This is a genomic window from Catenulispora acidiphila DSM 44928 (genome assembly GCF_000024025.1).
GTDB lineage: Bacteria > Actinomycetota > Actinomycetes > Streptomycetales > Catenulisporaceae > Catenulispora > Catenulispora acidiphila.
In genome coordinates, this window is the sequence record NC_013131.1 from 259879 (window position 1) to 278578 (window position 18700).

Consider the following 18700-nt stretch of genomic DNA (forward strand, 5'->3'; position numbering starts at 1 on the left):
GCTTCGCGAAATCGGGAGAAGACATGAAGAACCTGTCTGCGTATGAAGTGTATGAATCGCCGAAGACCAGCGGAGAGTCACGTACCGAAGCCGTTTCGGAGGCCGCCTTCGAATCCGACCCCGAAGTGAGCGCAATCCTAGTCCTGACCTCCTCCGAAGCCTCGACGCTGGAGCGCGTCGCCGACCTCGTGACCGCGCACGCGCTGTATGCCGCTCACGATTTCTGTGCCCAGGCCCAGCTGGCCGCCGCCGAACTGCCGTCGCGGGTCGTTGCCCGGTTGCAGGAGTTCGCCTGGGGCGACATGAACGAGGGCCACCTTCTGATAAAAGGCCTGCCGCAGGTCCGCTCCCTGCCACCGACACCGACGTCCAACGTGCACGCCGTCGCCGCGACGACGCCGATGTCGCGCTACCAGGCCCTCATCAATGAGTGCGTGGGGCGCATGATTGCCTACGAGGCCGAGGGGCACGGCCACACCTTCCAGGACATGGTCCCGAGCGCCATGAGCGCGCACTCGCAGACCAGTCTCGGCTCGGCGGTTGAGCTCGAACTGCACACCGAGCAGGCCTTCAGTCCGCTGCGTCCGGACTTCGTCAGCCTGGCCTGTCTTCGCGGCGATCCACGAGCCCTGACTTACCTGTTCTCGGCCCGGCAACTGGTCGCGACGCTGACGACACAGGAAATCGCCATGCTGCGCGAGCCCATGTGGACCACCACCGTCGACGAGTCCTTCCTGGCGGAGGGGCGTACGTTCCTGCTCGGCTTCGAGCGCGGTCCGATCCCGATATTGAGCGGTGCCGACGACGATCCGTTCATCGTCTTCGACCAGGATCTGATGCGGGGGATCTCGGCGCCCGCGCAGGAACTCCAACAGACTGTGATCCGCGCCTACTATGCCGAGCGCGTCAGCCACTGCCTCGCACCCGGTGAGATGCTCCTCATCGACAACCGGCGCGCCGTCCACGGCAGGTCGATCTTCGCCCCGCGTTTCGACGGCGCTGACCGGTTCCTTTCCAGAAGCTTCATCGTGGCCGACGGATCGCGCAGTCGGCACGCGCGTTCTTCCTTCGGCCGCGTCGTCTCTGCGAGGTTCAGCTGATGAGCGACTCGTTCTGCTCTACTGTCGTCACATTTCCTGAGGGCGCGATCGAAGCCTCGTCGACGATCGTTCACATCCAGCGTGTCCTCGGTCTGGACCCGAAGGCGACGCACTGGGCCGTCTTCACGGAGGCGACACCGTTTCATCCGGTCGACCCCACATGGCCGGACCAACCGGGGGACACCGGGGTGTTGCTGACCGACGTCGGCGAGCTGCCGGTCACCGGATGCGTGACCGCTGCGGTCGCCCGGGCGGGAGGCGAGCTTCTCGTGGACGCGGAGATCACTGCGAAGCGCGGCGATCCTGAGTACGCCTGGCTCGTCTGCCATCTCGTGGCCGACAGGGCTGGGGACCTGCCCGGCCGGCTCGTCGGCACGGCGGCGAAACTGCTGGTTGATCGGAGGCGGCGGCGTCGGCTCAGCGTCGCGCACACTGCGTGCCACCTGACAGGTCTCGCGCTGAATGTGAACCTTGCCGATCGGTGGCGCAAGCCGATCAGAACCGACGGTCTCGGACGTCCCGACTTCGACGGCGTGGCGATCGTGTCGTCCCGGATCGCCGAGGACGGCGCCATGGACACCTACCGGTTGGGCACGTCGTTGCGGAAGGCGGGCTTCGTCAGCGAGGGGTTCGCGGACGGTGTGTCGGCGCTGCAATCGGCTATCGAAACATCCGTAGCGGAGTGGGTAAGACAGGCTGGACAGATCACCGTTCTGACAAAAGGGTCGGCACTGCACGACCGTCGCACGTGGGAATGCGTCCTTCAGGAGGGAACCGCGCGCACGTCCTGCGGAGGAACCCATCCGCAGAACACCGGCGAACTGGGCTCTGTGACTGTGCGGTGCGCCTTCGACCCGGATACCAAGCTTCTCACCGTCGCTACGACGGTTGTGCCGTCGTGAACATCGTATTTCCGCCGGTGGCGCGTGCGCGTGTGTGCTTGGCTACGTGGCAGCAGTTCTACGAGGATCCGTTCCGTCCGCTTGAGGATTTGCTTGCTGATACGTGCGCCACTCTGCTGTCGGCCCAGAATCGGGGCGACCGGCCGGCGATGAGGGAGACGGTCGTGGGCTGGCGGGATCGGTTGGAGCGGGCCTTGCAGGAACGCGAGGACGTCATGGCCGGTCTGGATCCGCTGGTCCGGAAGCATGCGTTCGCGAGCTGGCCCACGGCTTTGACCGTGCTTCGCGTCTCTGCGGCCGCGGCTGACGCGAACCCCAACGAGCCCCCCTTCTGGTCGCCGCCGAATGCAGAGTCGGTACTCGTCGACGTTGGTGCGGGAATCACAGCGTTCGAGGTCGGGATCCGCGCGGACAATTGTCGACGGCGGTCCGCGGCGTTGGCGTGGTGGCGTTGTGCGGCGGCCACCGGGCATGCACGCGCCGCGTTCGAGCTTGGCCAGGAGGCGCGGATACGGTGCGATATCGACGGCGCGATGATGTGGTTGCGACAGGCGTCGGACAGCGGGTATGAAGCGGCTGGAAAGCTGATTGCGGCGCTCGGTGGGTCGTCAAGACTCTGAGGACTGCGGTTTACCCGAGGGGATGGATGGGGCCGGAGGTACGGGAATTCAGTATAGGGGAGACCAGCTGTGCTTCCGGTTTGCAAACCGGAAACGCGATTGTTTCTTTCCCTTCAGCATTGGCCAGCGGCTGATGACTACACCTACGCGAGGGACCGCATTGCGTTTGATGCGACGACATGGACTCGCGCACAGCAGCCTGCCCCCTAGCCTCGTGCGTTCGCCGAGGAACGTCGAGCGTTGACTTCCGAAGCTTGAACATCAAGAAGCTGCGGTGGCAGGTACAAGGGATCGGCCCCGTACCGTTCATCTCCTATCCGATGACCCAGGGAATGTCCACTTCACCTTCAGCGCGATCGACGGCGGGACATCTGTCGCTGACGCGGTTAGGGGTCTTCGATGGTGCTGATGAGTTCCCGCGTCGGGCGACAGGTTGCAAACGATGTGGACTTCGAGCGGTGGCAACGCCAGGCGAGAGAGATCGACTATCGAGCGGTGAGCGGCGGACACTGGTCGATAGTGGATGAGTCGACGGCCGACATCTCTATGTTCGGGGCCTGACGAGGAATCGATTTTCCACCGTAGTAGCAGGCTGCGCCTCGAAGCGCCACGGCGGAGCGGCGTCGGCGGGTCCAGGTGCAAGTTGCCCTCAGGCCAGTGCCGACGCGTAGAGGACCGGGCGGAGTGGCCGTTCCGGAGATGGCTGCGGGTCGCCTGTTACCCGTGGCAGTTGCCCTCTATGGGGTGTGTTGGGTGGCCGGGATCAGTGCCGTAGCGCTTGAGGATGTGGGAGCCGGTCCCCTTGCACCTCCCGACGACCCCACACCCGAATCCGCGCTGCAAAAGCCGCTCTTACGTAACGTAAGAGCACAGGTCATAACCTGCTGACAGCGGAGGATGTGGGATTCGAACCCACGGTGGCTCGCGCCACTTTGGTTTTCAAGACCAACGCCTTCGGCCGCTAGGCAAATCCTCCTGACGGGCGCGCAGGGCGCTCGTGAGCAGAAAGTCTCTCACAATCGGGCCGTGGGTCGTGGTGCTCAGGCTGCGCCGAACGGAAGCGTGTCCGGGCTCAGTGCGGCTGCGCCGGAGCGGGCGGCGGTCAGGCGGCGGCGGTGGTGGCGGCGGCACAGGACCTCGTAGCCGATCTCGTCGGCGACGGCGGTGTCGCCGACCACGACCTGCTCGCCTTCCACGACCATCTCGCCGCCGAGGGTGCGGGCGTTGTGCGTGGCGCGGGCGCCGCACCAGCACAGTGTCTGGACCTGCAGGACCTCGATGCGGTCGGCGAGTTCGATCAGGCGCTTGCTGCCTGGGAACAGCCGGGTGCGGAAGTCGGTGGTGATGCCGAAGGCGTAGACGTCGATGCTCAGCTCGTCGACCATGCGCGCCAGCTGTTCGATGTGGTCCTCGGTGTAGAACTGCGCCTCGTCGGCGACCACGTAGTCCACCTTGCCGCCGGCGGACATCAACTGCACGACGTGGTTGAGCAGATCGGTGTTCTGGCCGACCTCCACGGCGGCGGCCTTCAGGCCCAGCCGGCTGGAGATCGTGGCGCTGCCGGCGCGGTCGTCGCGGGTGAAGATGAGCCCGGCCCGGCCGCGGGCGTTGTGGTTGTGGTCGAGTTGCAAGGCGAGGGTCGACTTGCCGCTGTCCATGGTTCCGGTGAAGAAGACGAGCTCGGCCATGGTCGCAGATTATCCCCTATGCGCGCGGCAGCCCGCGAACGCTCGTGATTCGCGTACGGATACGCCCGAATGTCGGCTTCAGATACGGCCGCGCGAGCACCGCGGCCGCCGCCACGAGCGCCACGGCGACGAACAGCAGCCGGTCGCCGACGGTCAGTGAGGCGCGCCAGGCGGTCAGCGAGGCGTTGTGCCGCGAGTTCAGCGCGGTCCAGACCGAGACGCCCTCGACGTGCGCGACCAGGCGTATCGCGTGCAGGTAGCTGCCCGCGACACAGCACAGCTCCGCGGCCGCGGCGGCGGCCAGTGCGGTGAGCGAGCGTCGGATCATCGCCTCACGATATCCACGGCGGTGCGGGGTGGGGCAAGCGCGTCGGGCGAACGCATCGGTACAGGGCGTGCGGTGCGGCGCGATGTAGGGCGATGCGCGGCGATGTCGCACACACGCCTCGGGCGCGGAACCCCGGGCCGGGGACCGCGCCCGAGGAGGCGCCGATGACGGCTCAGCCCTGGCGGCTGATCGTCACCGCGGTGCCGTAGGCACAGATCTCGGTCCAGACGTCGCCCATCTCCGAGGTGTCGAAACGCATGCCGACGATGGCGTTGCCGCCCCGGTTGATGGCCTCCTGGATCATCCGCTGCATGACGTCGTTGCGGCTGTCCATCAGCGCCTTGGTCATGCCCTTGAGCTCGCCGCCGAACATCGACTTCAGGCCGGCGCCCATCTGGCTGAAGGCGTTGCGGCTGCGCACGGTGAGGCCGAAGACCTCGCCGTAGACGGCGTCGATGCGGTAGCCCGGGATGTCGTTCGTGGTGACGCACAGGAAGTTCTGCTGGAACCCCTGCTGCTGCGGCGGCGGAGCGTACTGCCCCTGCTGCGGCGGCGGGCCCTGCTGGTAACCGGGCTGTCCGTAAGGCTGCTGGCTCATGTGTCCCCCTGAGGTGTGGGTGATCGGCGGGTAGTCCGTCGCTACGACGATACGACAAGGGACCCCCTGTCTGGTGGGCCAGTATGTCCGCTGCTCGAAGGGCTGGTGAAGGCGTTTTGAACACCTGCCCCTTTCTGGACCACTCCGGTGCCCCAGCGCCGGGTTCGTCTGGAAGGATTTGTTGCGTGCACTCCTTGCGCCCCTCCGAGCCCCGTCCGTCCGAACGGCGCCGCTCCGAGCCGGTCTCGCCAGTCCGGCAGCACGCCGCGCTGCGTACCGGCGCCTCCGGCCCCGGGCTCCCCCGCCGGCCCGCCCTGGAGATCCCCGTCATCGCCCACCGCGGCGCGTCCGATGACGTGCCGGAACACACGCTGGCCGCGTACGAAGCCGCGCTATTGCAAGGTGCGGACGGCTTGGAGTGCGACGTACGACTCACGGCGGACATGCAGCTGGTGTGCGTGCATGATCGCCGGGTGAACCGCACCTCCAACGGCCGGGGTGTGGTCTCCACGTTGGAGCTGGCGCAGTTGCGGCAGTTGGACTTCGGCTCCTGGAAGCAGCCGGCGGCCGGCGAGGAGCACGAGTACGCCGAGTACCCGGACCTGCGGCGTGAGGGCGCGCACCGGGTGCTGACCCTGGAACGGCTGCTGCAGCTGGTGGTGGAGCATCCGCACCGGGTGGAGATGGCGATCGAGACCAAGCACCCGACCCGGTACGCCGGCCTGGTCGAGGAGCACCTCGTGGCGTTGCTGGACCGGTTCGGGCTGGCGCATCCGCGGCTGGGGGAGACCTCGCCGGTGCGGGTCATGTCGTTCTCGGCGATGTCGGTGCGGCGGATCCGTCGGCTCGCGCCGTCGTTGGACACGGTGCTGTTGTTGGACCGCGTTCCGCTGCGATTGCGGGACGGCTCACTGCCGCGCGGGGTGCGTATCGCCGGACCGGGAATCCATATTCTGCGAATCCATCCGGAATACGTGGAGCGTGTGCATTCCATGGGAAATCGCGTGCACGTCTGGACAGTGGATCAGCCCTCGGACATCGACCTGTGTGTCGAATTGGGCGTGGACGCGATCATCTCCAACCGCCCCAAAGCCGTGCTGGCCAGGCTGGGCCGCGACGGCACGGCGGCCGCGGCCGCGGCGCGTCACGGCGTCGTCGAGCTGAACCCCGATTCACCCTGACTTTGTCGTTTTCCGCAAGGACGAACCGGGCATCTACCGCGAGTAGCTCCTCGTCGGCAGGGAGGGAGCCGTGGGGGTCGTCATGTCGGTGCAACCGGAGAGTCCCCGGAAATCAGTGAGTTTGTCCACGACGGTCACACGCGCCCCGGCGCCACGGCCCGCGGACAGCAGAGGCACGGGCGGGACCGAGTTCCCGTACACACCCGAAAGCGTCGGCACGGCCCGCCACGCGCTGGCCGACGCACTCCAGCGCATGCGCGTGGCACCCCCAGCCGCGGACGACGCGGTCCTGATCCTCTCGGAACTGGTGAGCAACGCCCTCCGGCACGCCCTACCGCTGGCCGGCGGCACCATCCGAGTCGCCTGGTGGATGGCCGACGACAAGGTCCTGCGCATAGCCGTGACCGACGGCGGCCGCCAACAACCGGGCCAAGCACCACCACTCAAAGCCGCAGAAGCCCCCGACCTGGTGGCACCCGACCTCGACGACATCGACGAATCCGCCGTGGACGGCCGCGGACTCGGCATCGTGGGCCTCCTGGCCGACGCCTGGGGCGTCGAACCCTGGTACGCCCCCGAAACAGAAGCAACGAGCCCCTATCTACACGCCGCCACCACATCAGCGACGGCATCAGCGGCATCATCGGCGGCGACATCCCGCGCTATTCACCCGGACCCCAGCGCCCCCAAAACAGTCTGGGCAGCAGTCCGCCTCCACGCCCGCCACGCAGCGCCCCCACCCCCCGACGACCAAGACCGCCGCTGGTGGCGCCGCATGCGCCTGTCCCTCACAGCCCACCTCCCCGGCACCACCCGCCCCCGCACCCGCGGCACCCGCCTGGGCGGCTCCCGCCTCGGCGAAGCCCGCGGCGGCCCAGACAGCGACGCGGCGGGTTCGGATACCGCCTGGGTGCCGCGATATCCCGAGGCGCGCGTGGGATGCGCGGCTGCCGGTTGAGCGACAAGTGAGGATGAAGACGACGTGCGGCGCGCTGCCGCGATGCGAGGGCTGACTCGCTCGGCGGCGGCGCGGCGCAGCCGAGGCTTTGATCGCTAGTGCTGCCAGTGAAAGTTCCAGCGCGCTGCTGCGAGGCGAGGGCTGACTCGCTTATCGGCGGCGCGGCCGAGGCTTTGATCGCTAGTGCGGTCAGTGAAAGTTCCAGCGCGCTGTTGCGAGGCGAGGGCTCACTCACCTCGGAAGCAGCGCGGTGGCTGCGCTGTTCGGGTGAAGGCCTGACAACGCGAGACGCCACTTTCCACGTGCTCCAGATAGCAGTCACATGGAGGGCAGCCGGGAACAACTAGCTCGGCAGCTCGGCAGCGACTCGATGGCTCGGCACCACGATCGGCCCGGCGGCCTGGCTTGGCTCGCCGAGCGATCGGCTCGGCAGGCGTGCGGTGGCGCGGTAGTGATGCCGCGCGAGTCCGTACTCAGCAGCTTTCATCAGCGCGGGGTGGCGCGGTCGGTGTTGTCGCCGACCGCGCCGTGGTTCTTCAACGGGTGAGGAGGCGGCGGATTTCGCGGCTGAGGATGCCGAGGCCGTCCATGGTCACCACGGATTCGGGGTGGAATTGGAGGCCGGTGAAGGAGGGGCCTCGGAGGGCGGCTGTCAGGGTGGTGCCGGGTAGGAGGACTGTGTCGAGGACTAGGAATTCTGGCTTGCGGGCCGCGTAGGAGTTGTAGAAGGCGACGCGTTCTGTGGTGCCGAAGAGGTCCAGCTCTACCTGCGTGCCTTGCATTGGGGTTGGGAGGCGGACCAGTTCCAGGCCGAGGGCGGCGGCTAGTGCCTCGTGGCCTAGGCAGAGGCCGAGGGTGGGGACGCGGTGGTCGATGAGGAGTTTGGCGAGGGTGCGGACGCTGGTCATGCGGGGCGACGCTGTATCGCGGGGGTCGCCGGGGCCGGGGCCGAGGAGGACCAGGTCGTAGGTGGTGTGGTCGGGGACTTCGTCGTGGGATACGCGGGTTGTCTCCAGGCCGAGGGCGCGGAGTTCCACGGCCAGCATCGAGGTGAAGGCGTCCTCGTTGTCGACGATCAGGACCTTGCGACCGGCCAGTTGTGGGTCGACGAGGTCCGCCGGCTCGTGCTCGTTCAGCCAGAAGCCGGACAGGGATTCGTTGCGTGCGGACAGGAGGGCTGCGATCTCCGGGTCCTCGGACCACGGTGTGGTGCGGATCGGCGTGGCATCAGGCGCAGACAGGGGTGCAGGCGTAACAGAAGCAGCGGCGGCATCCGACCCGCCGAGCGGCGCCACCTCCGTCCCGACCGCCAACCCGCCGCGCGCGCCGAACCCCACCCCGAAGGCCCGCAGCACCCCCGCGGCCTTCGCGTACGTCTCCCGCACCTCCTCGTACGGATCGGACCCGCGCACCAGCGTCGCGCCGACCGGCACGCGCACCGTCCCGTCGTTCTCCACGTACGCCACGCGCAGCAGCAGCGGCGCGTCCATCGTCGGCGCGCCCGCCTCGTCGCGGCCGATCAGCGCCGCGACGCCCGCGTAGTAGCCGCGTCCGCCGCGTTCGTGGCGCTTGATCACGCGGAACGCGTTGCGGATCGGGGAGCCGGTGGCGGTGGGGGCGAACATCGTGGTGCGCAGGATCAGGCGCGGGTCCATCGTCGTGCGCGCCTCGATGTAGTACTCCGTGTGTGCGAGGTTCGCCATCTCCTTCAGGAACGGCCCGCGGACCCGGCCGCCGAGGTCGCCCACCTCGGCGAGCATCTTCAGCTCCTCGTCCACCACCATCGCCAGTTCCTCGCGTTCCTTGGCGTCCTGCAGGAACGCCAGTACGCGCTCCCGCGAAGCCGTCGCCGGCGCCTCGCGCAGCGTCCCGCTGATCGGGTTCATCACCGCGACACCGTCGGCGAGCGACACGTGCCGCTCGGGTGTCGCCCCGACCATGAACCCCTCGCCGGTGTCGATAAGGAACGTCCAATAAGCGTTCCTCTCCTTCTCCAGCAATGCGCAGAACGCTCCGTACGCCGTCTCCCTTGCGGAATCGCAGTGTCCGACGAAGGTCCGCCGCAAGACGAAGTTCGACCCCTCGCCCGCACCGATCTCCTCATCCAGCACCCGCTTCACCGAAGCGCCATACGCCTCGTCATCCACGTCGAAAGCGCCGTCCCGCAACACCGGTGGAGTAGCCGGCGGCAACTGCGCGATCCCGAACCTGCGTCGCTCCGTGATCCGCATAGCGAGCAGCGGAGCATGGTCGTCATGACACTCGTCCCCGCGCTCCGTGAGTTGCCTATAGGGGACGAGTGCTAGGAGCGCATCAGAGTCCTCAGTAGGGAGATCCGCCAGTGCGGGGAACTGCTCGAAGGCCTGTCCGGTGAGCAGTTCGACCTCCGCCTCGACGCCGCGCCGGATCAGCGCGAAGGGCCCGTCCGGAAGCGACGGCGACGGCGACGTCAGGGTGTCCTGGCCTTGGCCTTGGTGTGGCATAGCGGTGCCTCTCAGTAGAGGCCGCTCCGTGTGAGGCTCACCGGGTCTTGTCGGAGAAGTTCTCCGAGAAACCAAAACCGGCCGCCTTGCGAGGCGGCCGGTGGGGAGCGTGGGTGCGCTGTTACCGGGGTCCGCCTGGGGCGGACCACCACCACTGTTGGGGGAACGAGCGCATGACCGCAGAGTAGCAGGGTGTCACCCGCCGTGTGGGCTCGTCTCACCCTCCGGGCCTACTAGGCTGACTCGGAAGCAAACACCCCAGCAAGGAAGGGCCGGCACGCATGGGTAAGAAGTCGAGCAGGACCGCGAAGGCCGGGCCCGCGAAGGCTGTGGACGGCGAGATCCCGGTCGTCGGCGCGCGCGAGGCGTGCCCGTGCGGCTCCGGGCGCCGCTACAAGGCCTGTCACGGACGCGAGGCCGCAGCGGCGGCGCACCAGCAGGCCGCCGAGGTGACCGCCAACAAGCGGCCCTTCGAGGGGCTGCCGGGCGAGGCCGACATCGTGGCGATGCGCGAGCTGGTCCCGGCCGCCACCGCGCCGCTGAAGCTGGCCGGCGAGCACGCCGACCGCACCGTCACCCTGGCCACCGTGCTGCCGATGGCCGCCCCGGCGGTGCACCGCGACACCGGCGAGATCATGCTGGCGCTCCAGACCCTGGCCACCTCCGGCGACCCGGACCGCGACCTGGCCGACGCCCTGCTGCGCGCCCTGGACAGCGCGCCGGGCACGGTCGTGGACTCCGCTGCACCGGCGGCGGACGGACCGCGTCTGCGCGACCTGCTGGACACCAGCGGGGACAGCCTGGGCATCACCGTCCACGAGGACTTCTCCTTCTGGATCATCGACGGCGCGGACGTCTCGCCGGAGGCGCAGCTCTCCCTGGAGCACGCCAACGCCGCCGCGTACCCGACCAAGAAGCTGGAGTCCGTCCCCTCGGCGTACTGGACGCGCATCCGCGAGAAGGGCCACCTGCGCTGGGTGATGCCGCACGAGGAGGAGAAGCTGATGGACGCGCTGGCGCGCCTGCACGCCGCCAAGCAGTCCAACCTCGGCGAGGGCACCCGCTACGTCGGTGCCTTCCGCGCCTGCGGCCTGGTCGTCCCCGTCTGGGATCTCCCTAAGGAGATGGAGGCCGCGGAGATCGAGAAGCCGGCAGCGGAGTTCGCGGAGCGTCTCGCCAAGGCGCTCACCGACGACAGCCCGCTGACGAACGATCAGCGCCGGGCGCGCGCCGGTCTGGTGAGCCGACAGGTGACGCTTCGCTAAGGGCTGGGCTGTGTCTAGCTGCACAGTTCGTTAGCTGGAGGTCTGTAGCTCTGTAGGTTGTAGCTCTGTAGCTCTATAGCGCGGGAACCCCTAGGGATTCCCGCGCTTCTGCTTGCTAGGCGCTACTGATGCCGCCCACGCCGTCGCGTAGCGAAATACAACGCAGTCCCCCCGCCGAGTCCGAGCACTGACAGCAGCGCCCACCACAGCGAACCGTCACTACCGCCCGACGTCGAACTCTTAGCGGCGTTCTCCGCAGGAAGCACCGGTCCGTTCTCCGGCACAGCCGGTCCCATCTCGTCCTTAGCGTTACCCCGCACCTGTCCGTTCTGGCCCGCCTGATGCGGGGAGCGCATATAAGCCGCCGGGTCAGGCTCGCCCTTAAGCGTTGACGGCGCTGCGGGACCCGGAGCCGTCGGGTCACCGACGCCATCGACAGAGCCTCCGGACGAAGACGCGACTGTCACCGCAGTGGTCGGAGTAGGCGCCGGCGTAGTCGTCCCCGAGTTCTGACACGCCACCTGCACGTCACCCAAGCGCAGCTTCTGCAGCTGTCCGCTATAGAGCTGCTTCCCCTGGCTGTCATAGAAGACCCCACTGATCGTCAGGTCCATATGCGCACGCGCGGACGTGCCCGCAGCCTGCTGCCCCTGCGTAGCCGTCGTCGTGTACGAGACATCAAGACTCCCGTGATCCACGCCGGCGACCCCGAGCTGCGCTCCGGTCACCGCCATCGTGGTCTTACCAGCCCCGACGTTCGTCCCGAGCACCGTCACGGAGTTCGGAGCGGTGTGCACATACGTATTCACTCCCTGTCCCGACGGAGTGCACTCGGCATGCGCGTCCACAGAGGAGACCGCATAGAGCTTCTTCCCATGGAGCGTGTACTCGACCGCGGGCTGTGCGTCGGCCCAGTTCTTCGCCGGGTCCGAGTGAATCTTGGACTGCGTCGGCTGATCCAGGGTGATCCGGTCGAGGACGCCGTTCGGGTCCTGCGCGCCGTCCGCGGAGCCGTCGCCGGCGTTCTGCGCCAGAGTGCTGGTCGCGTACGAGCCCTGGAAGGCGTTGAGAGACAACGCCGGGACGCTGTCCACCGTCACCGTGATCAGCGTGCTGGCGGCCGCGTGGGACGCGGCTGCGGCGGCGGCCGCCGCGGAGGTCGGCAGGCCCGCGCCGACCAGGGCCGCCCCGCCCGCGGCGACGGCCGGGAGCAGGGCCAGGGCGCGCGGCCGGACCGTGCGTGAAAGTGCCATGCCGGCCATGAAATCGCACGATCACCGGCGGATCCGGCATTTCGCCCGCCACCGATTCGCGTCTCGAACAAACTTGTTTTGCGTTAAACCATCGCCGTGGGTACTGTGCTTCCAGCCCGGTCGCTGGTGCATCCCCCGTCGCCAGCGCCCGGGCGTTTGGGTTCCAGCACGTCAGCGGCTATTACACGGCGGGCTCCGGATCCGGTGCCTGCGCGCCGTCCGCGCTCGGCCGCAGATACGCGTCCAGCATCTCGCGGAGCTCCTCCAGCAACCGGTCCATCGGCACCGAACCGGCGGCGCGCGCCGAGATCACGAACGACTGCGCCGTCAGCAGCACCGTCCGCGCCTGCAGAGCGACCGACCCGTGCCGGATCGAGGTGTCTTCGTGCCCTTGCTCCAGCCGCATCGACAGCAGGTCCAGCGCGTAGTGCTGGAGCGGCCCGAACTCGCGGGTCATGTAGGGCAGCAGGAACTCGGCGTCGGACTCCAGGATCTTGTGCATCAGCAGGTCGCCGTGGAACGCCCGCACCACCTCGACGGTCCCGGTGACCAGCAGGTCGCGGGCGCTGCGGCCGCCGCCGGCCAGCTCCTGCAGCCCGGCGTTGCGCCGTACCACCCGGATCAGCTGGCGCCCCAGCACCTCGGTGAGCAGGGCGTCGATGTCGGGATAGCGCCGGTACAAGGTCATCCGGGACGCGCCCGCCCGCCGTGCCACCTCGGCGAGCGTGGTGTTGCGCAGTCCCAGATCCAACAGCGCGCTCTGCGCGGCGTCCAGGATCTTGTCGTCGCTGTGTCGGCTGGCGTCCATCGTCCGTCACGCTACCTCTAGGCTCGGGGCATGGAGGCGGAACCTGTCACGGAGGTCACATCGAGTGACGTCTTCGTCATCATCCCGGCATGGAACGAACAGGAGCGGATCGCCGCCACCGTGCGCGCCGCCGCCGCGCTGGGACCGGTGCTGGTCATGGACGACGGCTCCCGCGACGCGACCACGCGCATCGCGCGCCGCGCCGGCGCCAGAGTCCTGACCACGCGGAACAACCTCGGCAAGGGCGCCGCGATGGCCGCCGGCGTCGCCGCGCTCCCGCAGCAGGCGCGCTACGTCCTGTTCCTGGACGCCGACCTCGAAGACACCGCGTCCCAGGCCGGACCGCTCGTCGACGCCGTCCGCTCCGGCAGCTGCGACATGGCGATCGCGCTCCCGCCGCCGCAGCCCGGCGGCGGCCACGGTCTGGTCGTCGGTCTGGCCCGGGAGGGAATCAAAAGGCTGACGGGCTTCGACGCCGCCGCTCCGCTGTCCGGGCAGCGCTGCCTGACCCGCGAGGCGGCGGAAGCGGTCCGCTACGCCGCGCGCTTCGGCGTCGAGGTCGGCCTCACCATCGACCTGCTCCGGGCCGGCTACGAGGTCGCTGAAGTCCCCGCGGACCTCCGGCACCGCGTCACCGGCGAGGACTGGCGGTCCCAGATCCACCGGGCCCGCCAGTACCGCGACGTCCTGCTGGCGCTCAGATCACGATCCCTGCCGCCCCGGAGTCCGTGACGACCGCCTTGCCCGCGGCCTCCCACGCCTGCATCCCGCCGGTCACGTTGACTGCTTCCACGCCGTTCTGGCTCAGGTACTGCGCCACCTGTGCCGAGCGGCTTCCGGCGCGGCAGATCACATAGACCGGGCCCTCGGGCGTGCCCAGCTCGTCCTTGCGCGCCGCGAACTCCGACATCGGGATGTGCTGCGCGGTCGGCGCGTGCCCGGCCGCCCACTCGTCGTCCTCGCGGACGTCGAGCAGCAGGCCGCCCTCGGGCAGTGCGTTCACGTCGGTCGTGGCCAGCATGCGTACTCCTAGGTCTGGCGGTTCCGGGGTCGCCCGGGCATTCGGCTTGGACATCCATCAAAGCATTACGGCGGGACCTCTCGGACCGGCTAGCCTTGGTCCATGATTGACCTGCGACTCCTGCGCACAGACCCGGAGCGTGTCCGCGCCTCGCAGCGCGCCCGAGGTGAAGATCCGGCCCTCGTCGACGCGCTGCTGTCCGCGGACGAGGCGCGCCGCGCTGCCGTCTCCCGCTTCGACACGCTGCGCAACGAGCAGAAGGTGCTCGGCAAGCAGATCCCGAAGGCCGCGGGCGAGGAGAAGGCCGCGCTGCTCGAGCAGGCCAAGAAGCTCGCCGACGGCGTGAAGGCGGCCGAGGCCGACCAGCACGAGGCCGACGACGTGCTCAAGCAGCTCCAGCTCTCGCTGTCGAACGTGGTCATCGACGGCGTGCCCGAGGGCGGCGAGGACGACTTCGTCCTGCGCGAGACCGTCGGGACCCCGCGCGACTTCGCCGCCGACGGCTTCGAGCCGCGCGACCACGTCGAGCTGGGCAAGCTGCTCGGCGCGATCGACCTGGAGCGCGGCGTGAAGGTCGGCGGCGCGCGGCAGTACTACCTGACCGGCGTCGGCGCGCTGCTGGAGATCGCGCTGCTGAACATGGCGATGGCGCAGGCGACCACGTACGGCTTCACCCCGATGATCACCCCGTCGCTGGTGAAGCCGGAGGCGATGGCCGGCACCGGATTCCTGGGCCAGGCCGCCGAGAACGTCTACCACCTGACCGAAGACGACATGTACCTGGTCGGCACCTCGGAGGTGCCGCTGGCGGCGTACCACATGGACGAGATCCTGGACGCCGCCAAACTGCCGCTGCGCTACGCCGGCTACTCGTCGTGCTACCGCCGCGAGGCCGGCAGCTACGGCAAGGACACCCGCGGCATCATCCGGGTGCACCAGTTCGAGAAGGTCGAGATGTTCTCCTACGTCCTGCCCGAGGAGGCCGAGGCCGAGCACCTGCGCCTGCTGGGCTGGGAGAAGGAGTTCCTCACCGCGCTGGAGATCCCCTTCCGGGTGATCGACGTCGCGGCCGGCGACCTGGGCAGCTCGGCGGCCCGCAAGTACGACTGCGAGGCCTGGATCCCCACTCAGGGCAAGTACCGCGAGGTCACCTCGACCTCGAACTGCACCGAGTTCCAGGCCCGCCGCCTGCAGATCCGGATGCGTGGCGCCGACGGCGTGAAGCCGCTGGCGACGCTGAACGGCACGCTGTGCGCGATGACCCGGATGATCGTGGCGATCCTGGAGAACCACCAGAACGCCGACGGCTCGGTGACGGTTCCGGCGGCGCTGCGGCCCTACCTCGGCGGACGCGAGAAGCTGGAGCCCGTCGCGGGCTGACAGAATACGAACGCGGCTGCCAACCGACTTGGATTCGGTTGGCAGCCGCGTTTTTTGATCAGCGGCTGTGGGTCGGGCTGGGCGTCGAATGCGGCACGACCGGCGCCTTGCCGAAGTAGTCGTCCGCGTACTTCTGGAGCGCCGGGGACGCGACCAGCCGGGCCCACTGCTCATCGGTCAGCGCGTTCCCGGAGGGTGCGATTCCCCTTGCCGAGTCATCGGTTCCGTGAGCGTTGAGCTGGAAGCGTGTCCCGGAACCGTTGGTCAGGACGACGGTCTGCTCCGGGGCGTTGACGCCTTGCGCGGGAGTGTTCCACAGCGCTCCGTGCCAGCCGGCGGAGACACCGACGGACGTGCACTGATCCTTGTCCTTCAAAGCCGCGGGCATCTTCTCGCAGTCCTCGGAGCCGACCGATCCCACGAACGATTCGGGCGCGTTCGCGACGGGCGCGGCGGTGACGAAGGCGACCCCGAACGATTCCCGGACGCCGGGCGTGACCAGCGTGTACTGACCGGGCATGTAGACGTTCACCGGGTCCTCAGGATGGGCCGCCAGGCGCGTCAGCTCGGAGCCGAAGTACTTCGTCAGATCGGCGGACCACTTGTTCGGATCGGTGGTCTCCTCCATCTCGATCGTTCTCACCCGAGCCTGGTCCAGACGCGGGTCGCGGGTGAGGTCGGGGTTGAACGCCGGGATCAGCCGTGCTTCGGGGAACACCGCGTGCAGTGCCTTCTGCAGGGCGTCACAGCTCGCCTGGTCGGCCCTCGGATCCGGGGACAGCGGGATGGCCAGCGGGACGTTCCCGTTCTGCACGACGACCCCTGCGCTCACACGGACCCACTGCTGGTGCTGACAGTAATCAGGGCTCTGCTGCACCGGCGTCGCCGACGATGTCGTGGGCGGCGCGCCGCCGGTCCCGTGCGGCAGCACATTGACCGCGATCCCGGCCGCCGCCAGCGCGGCCACCGCGACGCCGGCGCCCTGGTACCGCCGGACCTTGACCTTGTGCGCGTAGCCGGTCAGGACGTTGGGCACGACGTCTCCGGTCAGATCGACATCGTCGAGTGCGGCGCCGAAGAGCTGGTGCATCCTTCCGGTGTCAGGGTTTTCAGTTTCCATACGAGATCTCCCAGTGCTCGGAATCAGTGGTGGCGAACCCGTCGCCGAGCAGCGCGCGCAGCCTGGCCAGGGCGCGCGAGGACTGGCTCTTGACGGTGCCGGTCGAGCACCCGAGCGCGGCGGCCGTCGCCTCCACGCTGAGGTCCTCCCAGTACCGCAGGACGACGACGGCGCGCGCCTTCGGCGGCAGCCGGTCCAGCGCTGCCAGCAGCGACAGCCGCATGCCCACGGACTGGTCCGGCGCCGCGCCGTCGGCCGGCGACCCGGCAGCTTCGGAAGCCTTGCGCCACAAGGCTTTGCGCTCTCGGTCCGACCTACGTGCCGAGGTCCGGAAGGCGTTGATCAGGACCCGGTGGGCGTAGGCGTCCACGTCGTCGGCGCGCCGTACCCGGCGCCAGCTGCGGCACAGGTCGAGCAGCGCCGTCTGGGTCAGGTCCTGCGCGGATTGGCGGTTGCCGCTCAGCAGGAACGCCGTCCGCATCAGGTGGCGTTGCCGGGCCTGGGCGAACGCGGTGAAGTCCGCGAGCTCCTCTTGGGTGAGCCTGCCTATCACCGGATCCCCGCCCTCCGTGGTGTGCTGTGTTTCATGACAGCCGCTTCAGAGTGCGGATGGTCCCGGAAGGTTGCAAAGATTCTCAGACGAGAGCGAGTTCGCCTTCGTCGTCCGGTTCGGCGGCGGGGACGCCGTCCTTGCGCGGCAGCATGACGAAGGCGTAGATCGCGGCGACGACGAACAGCAGACCGGTGACCGTGAACAGGGTGTCGATCGGTCCCACGTGCAGCCCGGCCACGTCGGCGTGGAAGTGGAGCATGAGCGAGCTGATCATCCAGCCGAACAGGATCGTCGAGCCGAGCTGCGTGACGCTGATGGCCGGCGTGATCACCGAGAACACGCGGCCCAGCATCGCTCGCGGCGTGACCTGGATGAGCAGCGGTTCCATGGCGGTGTTGACCATGGCGATCGGCAGCGAGGCCAGGAAGATGACCGGGATCGCGGCCCAGATCGAGGTCTGCCGGGAGTAGGCGACGATGAGAACGCCCGCCGTCCCGATCGTCGCCCAGACCGCGTTGACCGTGCCGATCCGCCGCACGACGCGGGTGGACAGCAGCGCGCCGATGATGGCTCCGGCGCCGATGGCCATGCCGAGCAGGCCGTAGAGCTTGGGCGCCGCGTGCAGGTTCCGGGTCGCGAAGAAGACGTCGAGCGTGTTCATGGCCTGGGCGCCGAAGTTGGCGATGCACGCCGAGATGATGAGGACGACCAGGACCCGGGTCTTGGCGAAGAACGCGAGCACGGCCCTGAACTCGGACCAGAACCCTGATTCGGCCTTGGCTGCCGGGCTCGGGGCGTTGCCCGGGATCGGAACCGGCCGGATCGCGGTGAAGGACACCACGTAAGACAGAGCATTGATGAGCATCGCCCACTGCACGCCGCCGGCGAACAACAGCGGCGCGGCCAGCGGCGGTCCGATCATCCCGGCGAGCGCGGCGGTGGACTGCGTGATGCCCGAGGCCCGCGCGATCTCGTCGGGACCGCCGACCACGTCGGGGATGACGGCCATGCGCGAGGGACCGAAGAAGGTCCCCGCCGCGTTGATGACGAAGACCACAGCGTAGATGATCGCGAGCCAGACGCCGACCGGAAGCTTGCCGGCCGGCAGGAAGGCGAGCGCGGCGAGGCCGCCGACCGCGACGGCCCGGATCGCGTCCATGCGCAACATGGTGCGTTTGCGGTTCCATCGATCGGCGAAGACCCCGGCGGCAGGGGCGATGGCCAAGGTCGCTGCCAATCCCGAGAGCAGCACGCCGGAGACCGCGACCGGTGCCCAGCTTTTGCCGTTCCCCAGCTTTGTGGCTATCCACAGGACCAGCGTCGTATTGAAGACGTAGTCCCCGACCTCGGAAACGGCTTCCCCGTACCAGAGCCGGGTGAAATCCCGGTTGATGATGGTCCTCATCAGCTCTCCCCCGTTGACGTGACCTCGTATCCTGTTC

18 protein-coding genes and 1 tRNA gene are annotated in these 18700 nt (G+C 68.5%); 8 read left to right on the forward strand and 11 right to left on the reverse strand.

The window, feature by feature from the left end; all coding sequences use genetic code 11:
* Positions 1–23: 23 nt before the first annotated feature.
* The 3 genes from CACI_RS01145 to CACI_RS01155 are packed head-to-tail and all read left to right on the forward strand — an operon-like array spanning position 24 to position 2622.
* On the forward strand, positions 24–1100 hold the full coding sequence (locus CACI_RS01145; RefSeq protein ID WP_012784479.1) for a Fe(II)-2OG oxygenase family protein: 1077 nt from the start codon (positions 24–26) through the stop codon (positions 1098–1100).
* Positions 1100–2002, forward strand: coding sequence for an alanyl-tRNA editing protein (locus CACI_RS01150; RefSeq protein ID WP_012784480.1), 903 nt, complete (start codon positions 1100–1102; stop codon positions 2000–2002). The genes CACI_RS01145 and CACI_RS01150 overlap by 1 nt, the downstream gene beginning before the upstream one ends.
* Positions 1999–2622 (forward strand): hypothetical protein, encoded by a 624-nt coding sequence (locus CACI_RS01155; protein ID WP_143765114.1) that lies wholly within the window; start codon positions 1999–2001, stop codon positions 2620–2622. The genes CACI_RS01150 and CACI_RS01155 overlap by 4 nt, the downstream gene beginning before the upstream one ends.
* Positions 2623–3513: 891 nt before the next feature.
* Here the strand turns inward: CACI_RS01155 and CACI_RS01160 are convergent.
* The 4 genes from CACI_RS01160 to CACI_RS01175 all read right to left on the reverse strand — a co-directional run bounded on the left by CACI_RS01160 (position 3514) and on the right by CACI_RS01175 (position 5131).
* A tRNA-Ser gene (locus CACI_RS01160) sits at positions 3514–3598 on the reverse strand.
* Positions 3599–3662: 64 nt separating this feature from the next.
* Positions 3663–4310, reverse strand: a complete 648-nt coding sequence (locus tag CACI_RS01165) for a thymidine kinase (protein WP_012784482.1) — start codon at positions 4308–4310, stop codon at positions 3663–3665.
* Between the two features lie 16 nt (positions 4311–4326).
* A complete protein-coding gene (locus CACI_RS01170; RefSeq protein WP_012784483.1) occupies positions 4327–4638 on the reverse strand; it encodes a hypothetical protein in 312 nt (103 codons plus the stop codon).
* Positions 4639–4810: 172 nt separating this feature from the next.
* Positions 4811–5131 (reverse strand): YbjQ family protein, encoded by a 321-nt coding sequence (locus tag CACI_RS01175; protein ID WP_041540931.1) that lies wholly within the window; start codon positions 5129–5131, stop codon positions 4811–4813.
* A gap of 419 nt (positions 5132–5550) precedes the next feature.
* Here CACI_RS01175 and CACI_RS01180 point away from each other — a divergent pair, with 419 nt between their 5' ends.
* Complete coding sequence (locus CACI_RS01180) at positions 5551–6417, forward strand: glycerophosphodiester phosphodiesterase (RefSeq protein ID WP_049871943.1); 867 nt, start codon at positions 5551–5553, stop codon at positions 6415–6417.
* An 82-nt stretch (positions 6418–6499) separates the two neighbouring features.
* Entirely contained in the window at positions 6500–7375 is an 876-nt protein-coding gene (locus CACI_RS51925; RefSeq protein ID WP_085953901.1) for an ATP-binding protein, read from the forward strand.
* 536 nt (positions 7376–7911) lie between these two features.
* Here the strand turns inward: CACI_RS51925 and CACI_RS01190 are convergent.
* On the reverse strand, positions 7912–9858 hold the full coding sequence (locus CACI_RS01190) for an anthranilate synthase family protein (RefSeq protein ID WP_012784487.1): 1947 nt from the start codon (positions 9856–9858) through the stop codon (positions 7912–7914).
* Positions 9859–10139: 281 nt separating this feature from the next.
* Here CACI_RS01190 and CACI_RS01195 point away from each other — a divergent pair, with 281 nt between their 5' ends.
* Positions 10140–11123, forward strand: coding sequence for a DUF5926 family protein (locus tag CACI_RS01195; protein WP_012784488.1), 984 nt, complete (start codon positions 10140–10142; stop codon positions 11121–11123).
* Positions 11124–11245: 122 nt separating this feature from the next.
* On the opposite strand, the gene CACI_RS01200 is transcribed toward CACI_RS01195, so the two are convergent.
* Positions 11246–12376, reverse strand: coding sequence for a hypothetical protein (locus CACI_RS01200; protein WP_143765115.1), 1131 nt, complete (start codon positions 12374–12376; stop codon positions 11246–11248).
* Between the two features lie 181 nt (positions 12377–12557).
* Positions 12558–13184, reverse strand: coding sequence for a TetR/AcrR family transcriptional regulator (locus CACI_RS01205; protein WP_012784490.1), 627 nt, complete (start codon positions 13182–13184; stop codon positions 12558–12560).
* Between the two features lie 30 nt (positions 13185–13214).
* Between CACI_RS01205 and CACI_RS01210 the strand changes: the two genes are divergently transcribed.
* On the forward strand, positions 13215–13916 hold the full coding sequence (locus CACI_RS01210) for a glycosyltransferase family 2 protein (RefSeq protein ID WP_012784491.1): 702 nt from the start codon (positions 13215–13217) through the stop codon (positions 13914–13916).
* Here CACI_RS01210 and CACI_RS01215 read toward each other — a convergent pair.
* On the reverse strand, positions 13882–14202 hold the full coding sequence (locus tag CACI_RS01215; protein ID WP_041540936.1) for a rhodanese-like domain-containing protein: 321 nt from the start codon (positions 14200–14202) through the stop codon (positions 13882–13884). The two genes, CACI_RS01210 and CACI_RS01215, sit on opposite strands and share 35 nt — an antisense overlap.
* Before the next feature lie 105 nt (positions 14203–14307).
* On the opposite strand from CACI_RS01215, the gene serS reads away from it, so the two are divergent.
* Positions 14308–15585 (forward strand): serine--tRNA ligase, encoded by a 1278-nt coding sequence (gene serS / locus CACI_RS01220; protein ID WP_012784493.1) that lies wholly within the window; start codon positions 14308–14310, stop codon positions 15583–15585.
* Between the two features lie 58 nt (positions 15586–15643).
* On the opposite strand, the gene CACI_RS01225 is transcribed toward serS, so the two are convergent.
* The 3 genes from CACI_RS01225 to CACI_RS01235 all read right to left on the reverse strand — a co-directional run bounded on the left by CACI_RS01225 (position 15644) and on the right by CACI_RS01235 (position 18663).
* Positions 15644–16705 (reverse strand): hypothetical protein, encoded by a 1062-nt coding sequence (locus CACI_RS01225; RefSeq protein WP_012784494.1) that lies wholly within the window; start codon positions 16703–16705, stop codon positions 15644–15646.
* On the reverse strand, positions 16695–17258 hold the full coding sequence (locus CACI_RS01230; protein WP_012784495.1) for a SigE family RNA polymerase sigma factor: 564 nt from the start codon (positions 17256–17258) through the stop codon (positions 16695–16697). The genes CACI_RS01225 and CACI_RS01230 overlap by 11 nt, the downstream gene beginning before the upstream one ends.
* 82 nt (positions 17259–17340) lie before the next feature.
* A complete protein-coding gene (locus CACI_RS01235) occupies positions 17341–18663 on the reverse strand; it encodes an MFS transporter (RefSeq protein WP_012784496.1) in 1323 nt (440 codons plus the stop codon).
* Positions 18664–18700: the final 37 nt, after the last annotated feature.